7 protein-coding genes are annotated in these 7,941 nt (G+C 66.2%); all 7 read left to right on the top strand.

Annotated features, from left to right (window positions below; translation table 11 throughout):
• Nucleotides 1-356, top strand: a 356-nt coding sequence (locus QN358_RS15935) for a hypothetical protein (RefSeq protein ID WP_323512938.1), incomplete at its 5' end; no start/stop codon positions are given.
• An 85-nt stretch (nucleotides 357-441) separates the two neighbouring features.
• Nucleotides 442-1,590 (top strand): flavodoxin-dependent (E)-4-hydroxy-3-methylbut-2-enyl-diphosphate synthase, encoded by a 1,149-nt coding sequence (gene ispG / locus QN358_RS15930; protein ID WP_201799361.1) that lies wholly within the window; start codon nucleotides 442-444, stop codon nucleotides 1,588-1,590.
• A gap of 136 nt (nucleotides 1,591-1,726) precedes the next feature.
• Nucleotides 1,727-2,158: a MarR family winged helix-turn-helix transcriptional regulator gene (locus tag QN358_RS15925; protein ID WP_136643458.1), complete on the top strand. Its 432-nt coding sequence runs from the start codon at nucleotides 1,727-1,729 to the stop codon at nucleotides 2,156-2,158.
• Nucleotides 2,159-2,163: 5 nt separating this feature from the next.
• Nucleotides 2,164-3,507, top strand: a complete 1,344-nt coding sequence (locus QN358_RS15920) for an MFS transporter (RefSeq protein ID WP_136643457.1) — start codon at nucleotides 2,164-2,166, stop codon at nucleotides 3,505-3,507.
• Between the two features lie 65 nt (nucleotides 3,508-3,572).
• Entirely contained in the window at nucleotides 3,573-4,925 is a 1,353-nt protein-coding gene (locus QN358_RS15915) for a S1 family peptidase (RefSeq protein WP_136643456.1), read from the top strand.
• Nucleotides 4,926-4,934: 9 nt separating this feature from the next.
• Nucleotides 4,935-6,698 (top strand): proline--tRNA ligase, encoded by a 1,764-nt coding sequence (locus QN358_RS15910; RefSeq protein WP_136643455.1) that lies wholly within the window; start codon nucleotides 4,935-4,937, stop codon nucleotides 6,696-6,698.
• 142 nt (nucleotides 6,699-6,840) lie between these two features.
• Nucleotides 6,841-7,866 (top strand): 3-oxoacyl-ACP synthase III, encoded by a 1,026-nt coding sequence (locus QN358_RS15905; protein ID WP_136643454.1) that lies wholly within the window; start codon nucleotides 6,841-6,843, stop codon nucleotides 7,864-7,866.
• The last annotated feature ends 75 nt before the right edge of the window (nucleotides 7,867-7,941 follow it).

The following is a 7,941-nucleotide window of genomic DNA, read 5'->3' as shown; positions in this document are numbered from 1 at the left end:
AGATGTGTATAAGAGACAGGTTCTGGGTGGGGGTGTTCGTGATGGTCTTCTCTCTCGCGGCGAGACGGCGGAGACGGTTCTGGGCGGCGAACGGTGGCGCTCTGGGGCAGGGCGGGTTCGGGCATCCGCGGTGGGCGCGCCCTGGATGGGGCGGATCAGGTGGCCCCCACGCCTGGGCAGGCGGCGAGCCCGCGGGGTGGGCTGCGCCGAGCGCGGCGGTCAACCCCGCGGCCGATGCCGAGAAGACGCTGGCCGGGCGGTTCGCCGTGGGCGACATCGACGAGGTGGAGTACCGCGCACGACTCGAAGTGCTGCGGGCGAACCGGCCCGTTGACCCGACACCGAACGGCAGCTGAACGTTTGCTCACTGTCTGCTCTGCCCGGCCTGCCTTAATCGGTGGGCGGGGCAGTGCGGAGGCGAGCCGAGAGTAAGCTCGTCATGTGGCCGCAATCAATCTGGGTATGCCCAAAGTCGTCGAGACTCTGAGCCCCCGTCGTAAGTCTCGTCAGATCAAAGTCGGCAAGGTTCTGGTGGGCGGTGATGCCCCCGTGAGCGTGCAGTCGATGTGTACAACACCGACCACGAACATCAACGCGACGCTGCAGCAGATCGCCGAGCTCACCGCTTCTGGCTGCGACATCGTGCGGGTCGCCGTACCCAGCCGCGACGATGCCGAGGCGCTGCCGATCATCGCGAAGAAGAGCCAGATTCCGGTGATCGCCGACATCCACTTCCAGCCGAACTATGTGTTCGCTGCCATCGACGCGGGGTGCGCCGCAGTTCGGGTGAACCCGGGCAACATCCGCAAGTTCGACGACCAGGTGGGCAAGATCGCGGCGGCCGCGAAGGCTGCGGGCGTGAGCATCCGCATCGGCGTGAACGCGGGCTCGCTCGAGCCCAGCATCATGCAGAAGTATGGCAAGGCAACCCCCGAGGCACTCGTCGAGAGTGCCGTGTGGGAGGCCAGCCTCTTCGAGGAGCACGACTTTCACGACTTCAAGATCTCGGTGAAGCACAACGACCCCGTCATCATGGTGAAGGCGTACCGTCTGCTCGCCGCGCGGGGCGACTGGCCCCTGCACCTCGGTGTCACCGAGGCGGGCCCCGAGTTTCAGGGCACCATCAAGTCGGCCACCGCATTCGGCATTCTGCTCTCCGAGGGCATCGGCGACACCATCCGCGTGTCGCTGTCGGCGCCTCCCGCGCAGGAGGTCAAGGTGGGGCTGCAGATTCTGCAGTCGCTGAACCTCCGCGAACGCAAACTCGAGATCGTGTCGTGCCCGTCGTGTGGGCGGGCCCAGGTCGACGTGTACAAGTTGGCGAATGACGTGACCGACGGGCTCGAGGGCATGACCGTGCCGCTGCGCGTCGCCGTCATGGGCTGCGTCGTGAACGGCCCAGGTGAGGCCCGCGAGGCCGACCTCGGTGTCGCCTCCGGCAACGGCAAGGGCCAGATCTTCGTTCGCGGCGAGGTCATCAAGACGGTTCCCGAAGCCGACATCGTGCGCACGCTCATCGAAGAGGCCAACCGCCTCGCGGCCGAGATGCCGCCGGGCGAGCTCGGCAGCCCGCAGGTCATCACGGTCTGAACAGCTTCCGCCTGAATCGGTGTGGCTTCGGCCGTACTCGGCTCATTCGCTCGCGGCTGAGCCAGGGTGTCTCCACGCGCTGGACGACTCTGTTATAGGGAGGTAATTAGCCAATCTAATGAGTTAGGCTAATTAGATGTCTGAAGCATCTTCTCCCGGTGAGCTCTCGGCCGAACTTCGGCCGGCCATCCTGCGGGTCTCCCGCCGGCTGCGCGCCGAGAAGGCCGACGACGAGCTCAGCGACTCGCAGTCGGCCATTCTCGGCTACGTGTACAACCGCGGCCCCAGTACGCCCGGCACCCTCGCTGCCTTCGAGCGTGTCACGCCGCCCTCGATGAACCGCACGATCAATGCCCTCGTCGAAGCGGGGTACGCTGACCGTGCGCCCTCGGCCGACGACGGCCGCAAGGTCTTCATCTCGGTCACCGAGAGCGGGGCCGCACTCGTTCGCGAGACCCGTCGCCGCCGCGACGCCTGGCTCTACCAGCGCCTCGCTGAACTCTCGACAGACGACCGCGTCACGCTCGAACGTGCGGCGATCATCCTGCGGCAGATCGCCGACAGTTGAGCGCGATGTTCCGGTCGCTCAGCGACTACAACTATCGCGTCTGGTTCGGTGGCGCCATCGTGTCGAACGTGGGTACCTGGATGCAGCGCACCGCTCAGGACTGGCTCGTGCTCACCCACCTCACGAACAACAACGCGGTCGCGGTCGGTGCGGTGATGGCGCTGCAGCTGGGCCCGCAGCTGCTGCTCGTGCCCTTCACGGGGCTCGTCGCCGACCGGGTCGACCGCCGCAAACTGCTCATGGCCACGCAGGGCATCATGGGCATCCTGGGCCTCGGGCTCGGGCTGATCGTGCTCACCGGGGCGGCTCAACTCTGGCAGGTGTACATCTTTGCGCTGCTGCTCGGCATCACCTCGGCCTTCGATGCGCCCGCCCGCCAGTCGTTCGTGTCGAACCTCGTCTCTGACAAGAACCTCTCGAACGCCGTTGCCCTGAACTCGGCCTCGTTCAACGCGGCCCGCATGATCGGTCCGGCGCTGGCCGGTGTTCTCATCGCCGTGGTCGGTTCGGGCTGGGTGTTTCTGATCAATGCGGCCAGTTTCGGTGCGGTTCTCTTCTCGCTCACACGGATGCGCCGCGAGAACCTTCGAAGAGCAGCCAAACCGCGTGGTGGCCCGGGCCAGTTGCTCGGTGGTTTTCGGTATGTTTCGAAGCGGCCCGACATCATCATCGTGATGGTGATCATCGCCATCATTGGCACATTCGGTCTCAATTTTCAGATCTTCACGTCGACGATGACCACCGTCACCTTCCATCTCGACTCCACGGCGTTCGGGTTGCTCTCCTCCGTGCTGGCCGTCGGCTCGGTGGCGGGCGCCCTGCTCTCCGCCCGGCGCGAGACGCCGCGCATGCGGCTCATCTTCGCCTCGTCTGCCCTGTTCGGTGTGGCCTGTCTGCTCGGAGCCCTGGCGCCCTCATACCTCACCTTCGCGCTCACTCTGGTGTTGCTCGGTTTCGCCGCCCAAACACTGATGACAACCGCGAACGGCACAGTGCAGATGACCACGGCACCCGAATTCCGTGGGCGCGTTATGGCGCTGTACATGGCCATCTTCATGGGCGGCACGCCCATCGGCGCCCCGATCGTGGGCCTCATCGCCGACTCGTTCGGCCCGCGCTGGGCCATCGCGGTGGCCGCGGTGGCCGGTTTTGCCGGTGCAATTGTGGGGCTGGTCTGGATGATCAGGCACCAGCACCTGCGTGTCGCCGTTCATCTGCATGACTCTCCGCGGTTCGTCGTGACGCACGACGGCGATGGGCGGAGCCTCGACGTTCTCGAGACGCCGGCCGACAGACGCAATCAGCTCACCGACGATGTTGTGCTCGACGAGGTTGCCGACAAACGATAAATGCTCGGTAGTGAGCAATCCTTGGTAATGTGGCTGCATCGCCGTTGCACTACTGGAGGTTGTTCATGTCACGTTTTAGTTCCTCTTTCGTTCTCACCGCCGCCACGGCAATGGTGGCTGGGTCGATGCTCGCCCCAGCCGCCGCGTTCGCCGACGTCTCGAGCGATCTGCCGCAAGAGCAGGTGGCGGCCGTCGTCGAAGCCGGAACCGTGTACCTCAGCGGCACCTGGTCTGGCTTCGTCAACTACCCGACGCCCGACGGCGGTACAGCCTGGTCTGACGCGGTCGATGCCTCGTTCAGCTGCAGCGGTTTCGTGGCGAGCTCTGACGGTTACATCGTGACGGCGGGCCACTGCGCCGACGTGGCAGAGGGTAAGACGGCGCTCGTCGACCAGTTTCTCTCCAACGAGGTGACGAATGGCGACATCACGTCTGACGACGCCCAGGGTTACCTCGCCGGCGGCGCTGAGTCGAACTGGCCTGTCGAGGGGCAGCAGTCGGGTGCGGCGCCGGTGCTGGCGATGAAGGTCTACCCGGCCATCACCATTACGGGCGACACCGCGGCAGGCTACCCGGCCGTACTCCAAGACGACCGGCCCATCAGCCAGGGCGACGTGGCACTGTTCAAGATCGACACGCCCTCGCCCCTGCCCGTACTGCTCGTCTCCCCGAACCAGCCCTCCACGGGCCAGAAGGTCGACGCCGTCGGGTACCCCGGCAACGTGAGCGGCTTGGTCAGCGGCAACCCGCAGCCCACCTTCGCGCAGGGGCTGGTAAGCGGTCGGCAGCAGACCGCCGGCGGTCCGTTCACTCAGATCGGGGTCGCCATGAGCCCGGGCATGAGTGGCGGGCCCGTGGTCAACGGGCAGGGCGACGTACTCGGCACGGTGAGCTTCGGGCCCTCGAACGACACGCAGCAGCTCAACTTCGCCGCTGCCCCCGAGACCATCACCGCGCTGCTCACCCGCAGCGGAGTGAAGAACACGCTCTCCGACGTCGACACGCTCTACCGTAAGGGCCTGAACGAGTACTTCTCCGGCCGCTACCACGACGCGGCGGCCGACCTCGGCACCGTCGTCTCGCGAGACCCGAGCAATGCCATCGCCCAGCAGTACCAGACGAAGGCGATCGCCGCCTTCCCGCAGGAGGACACCACGCCCTGGCTGCTCATCTTCGTGCTCGGCGGGGTCGCGCTTCTCGTCGTGATTCTCGTGGTCGTGTTGCTGCTCGTGCTGGCCGCTCGCCGTCGCCGGCGTCGCGGTGCGGTTGTGGGCGCCCCCGTGGTCGCGGCCGGTTACGGTGCGGTCGCGCCCATTCCCGTGCCGGGAGCTGCGCCTGCGGCCACTCCGGCTGCGCCTGCGGAGCCGGGCGTGTCACAGGCCCCCGAGGCATCCGTCGGCCCAGTGAGCGAGCAATAGACTGTCGGGGTGCCAACACGCCTCACAAACTATTTTCTGAAGACCCTCCGCGAAGACCCCTCCGATGCCGAGGTGACCAGCCATCGTCTGCTCGTGCGCGCCGGCTACATCCGTCGCCAGGCGCCGGGCATCTTCGCGTGGCTTCCGCTGGGGCTCCGCGTGAAGAGCAAGATCGAGGCCATCGTTCGCGACGAGATGACGAACGCCGGCGCCCACGAGGTGCACTTTCCGGCGCTGCTGCCGAAAGAGCCCTACGAGGTGACCGGTCGGTACGTCGACTACGGCGACGGCATGTTCCGTCTGAACGACCGCCGTGGTGTGGGCTACGTGTTGGCCCCCACGCACGAAGAAGTCTTCACTCTGCTGGTGAAAGACCTCTACAGCTCGTACAAAGACCTGCCCCTGTCGATCTACCAGATCCAAGACAAATACCGTGACGAGGCGCGTCCCCGTGCCGGGCTTCTGCGCGGCCGCGAGTTCACCATGAAAGACGCTTACTCGTTCGACTACACCGACGCGGGGCTCGATGCGTCGTACCAGGCGCAGCGCGACGCGTACGAGCGCATCTTCACGCGTCTCGGTCTCGAATACGTCATCGTGAAGGCCGACGCAGGCGCCATGGGCGGCTCGAAGAGCGAAGAATTCCTGCACCCCACGCCCGTCGGCGAAGACACCTTCGTACGCTCGGCGGGCGGTTATGCAGCCAACGTCGAAGCGTTCACGACGCTGGTGCCCGACGCGCGGCCCAGTGAGGGTCTACCGGCGGCAACGGTGTTCGACTCACCGCACACCCCGACCATCCAGACCCTTGTCGACCTCGCCAACGCCGAGCAGCCGCGCGACGACGGTCGGGCCTGGGTCGCCGGCGACACGCTCAAGAACGTCGTTCTCGCGGTGACGCAGCTCGACGGCACCCGCGAACTGGTGGTCGTCGGTATGCCGGGCGACCGCGATGTCGACCTCAAGCGTGCCGAGGTGGCGTTTCAACCGGCCGAGGTCGAAGCCGCGAACGAAGACGACTTCGCACTGCACCCGGGCCTCGTCAAGGGCTACATCGGCCCGTGGTCTGAGGGCGGCGCAGCTGTTCTGGGCGAGAAGGGCAGCACGGGCATCCGGTACCTGCTCGACCCGCGCGTGGTCGACGGTACCGAGTGGATCACCGGTGCCAATCTGCACGAGAAGCACGTGTTCGGGCTGGTTGCCGGCCGCGACTTCGTGGGCGATGGCTGGGTCGAGGCCGCGAATGTGAAAGACGGCGACCCTGCGCCCGACGGCTCGGGCCCCATCGAGACGGCGCGTGGCATGGAGATCGGCCACGTGTTCCAGCTCGGCCGCAAGTACGCCGAAGCACTCGGGCTCAAGGTGCTCGACGAGAACGGCAAGCTGGTCACCGTGACGATGGGCTCGTACGGCATCGGGGTCACGCGCATCCTGGCCATCATCGCCGAGCTCAACAACGACGACAAGGGCCTCATCTGGCCGGCTGCGGTTGCGCCGTTCGACGTCTACGTCGTCGCCACCGGTCGCGACGAGACCGTCTACGCCGCTGCCGAGCAGATCGTGCTCGACCTCGAGGCAGCGGGCAACGAGGTGCTGTTCGACGACCGCCCGAAGGTGTCGCCCGGCGTCAAATTCGGCGACGCCGAACTCATCGGCGTGCCGAAGATCGTCATCGTCGGCCGTGGTGTGGCCGACGGCGTGGTCGAGGTGTGGGATCGCAAGAGTGGTGACCGCAGCGAAGCCGCGGTCGATGCGGTTGTCGCGGCGCTCTGACGAACTCGCCCAACCCGCCATAGCATGGTTGCCATCTCGAATCGAGGTGGCAGCCCCCGCGGGCGAACTCCCATCAACCTCAACCTAGACTTGATCGATGCGCAGGCATGTAGTGGCTGCACCAGGCTCATGAAGGACTCCCTTGACTAACTCCAATGCCACCTTCCGGCATCAGAATTCCGCTCTGCTTGCGGTGAAGGCGCGGCTCGCGCCCCTCGTGGTGACGTCTGAAGAGATCGACATTCGACTGGGCGAGGCCCTCACCCGGCTGCGACTGCCCACGGGCCTGCTGCAGCGCGTGGCCGGGGTCATCTCCCGGCGCAACTGGGACGACGAGACCACCTTCGACGGCGCTGCGGCCCTGGCCGCCAAAGACGCCCTCGCAGAAGCGAACGTCGACCCCAAAGACGTGGGTCTGCTGATCAACACCTCGGTGACGCGCAAGCACTTGGAGCCATCGGTGGCGGTGGGCATCCATCACGCCCTCGGGCTGCCCTCGTCGGCCATGAACTTCGACATCACGAACGCCTGCCTCGGGTTCGTGAACGGCATGACCCTGGCATCGCAGATGATCGACTCGGGCCAGATCAAGTACGCCGTCATCGTCGACGGTGAAGACTCGGGCGAGATCCAGGCCAACACCATCGCCCGGCTGTCGCAGCCCGGCGTCTCCCGCAAAGACTTCGTGAACGAATTCGCCTCGCTCACTCTGGGTTCGGGGGCAGCCGCTGCCGTGCTCGGCCCGGCGGATGCTCACCCCGAAGGCCACCGCATCATGGGCGGCATCTCGCGGGCCGGCACCGAGCACCACCTGCTCTGCGTCGGCGACAAAGACGGCATGTTCACCCACACCAAGGAGCTGCTCGCGGGCGGCATGGCGCTGGTGGTCGAGGCCTGGAAAGAAGCCAAAGGCTCGTGGGACTGGCAGAAGATGGATCGCTACATCCTGCACCAGGTCTCTGATGTGCACACCGACTCCATCGTGAAGGCCGCCAAGCTCGACCGTCGGCGTATTCCGCTGACCTACCCCGAGCTCGGCAACGTGGGCCCGGCATCGCTGCCGATGACCCTCGCCCTCGAGGCGTCGAAGCTCGTGAAGGGCGAACGCATCCTCTGCATGGGGGTCGGCTCGGGCATCAACACGGCCATGACCGAGATCGTCTGGTAGTGAGCGCACGCGGTCATCGGTTCGCGGCCACACTGCCGCCCGCCGGGCTGCCGGGGCTCGACGCGAGCTGGTCGA

It is taken from the genome of Subtercola sp. RTI3, from assembly GCF_035018625.1.
GTDB classification, from domain to species: Bacteria; Actinomycetota; Actinomycetes; order Actinomycetales; family Microbacteriaceae; genus Subtercola; species Subtercola vilae.
The sequence above is the reverse complement of the archived record's forward strand: the minus strand, read 5'-3'. Positions and strand labels throughout refer to the sequence as shown.

Coding starts and splice junctions, on each gene's coding strand:
- QN358_RS15925 (WP_136643458.1), top strand. CDS start 1,727: ATGTCTGAAGCATCTTCTCCCGGTGAGCTCTCGGCCGAACTTCGGCCG.
- QN358_RS15920 (WP_136643457.1), top strand. CDS start 2,164: ATGTTCCGGTCGCTCAGCGACTACAACTATCGCGTCTGGTTCGGTGGC.
- QN358_RS15915 (WP_136643456.1), top strand. CDS start 3,573: ATGTCACGTTTTAGTTCCTCTTTCGTTCTCACCGCCGCCACGGCAATG.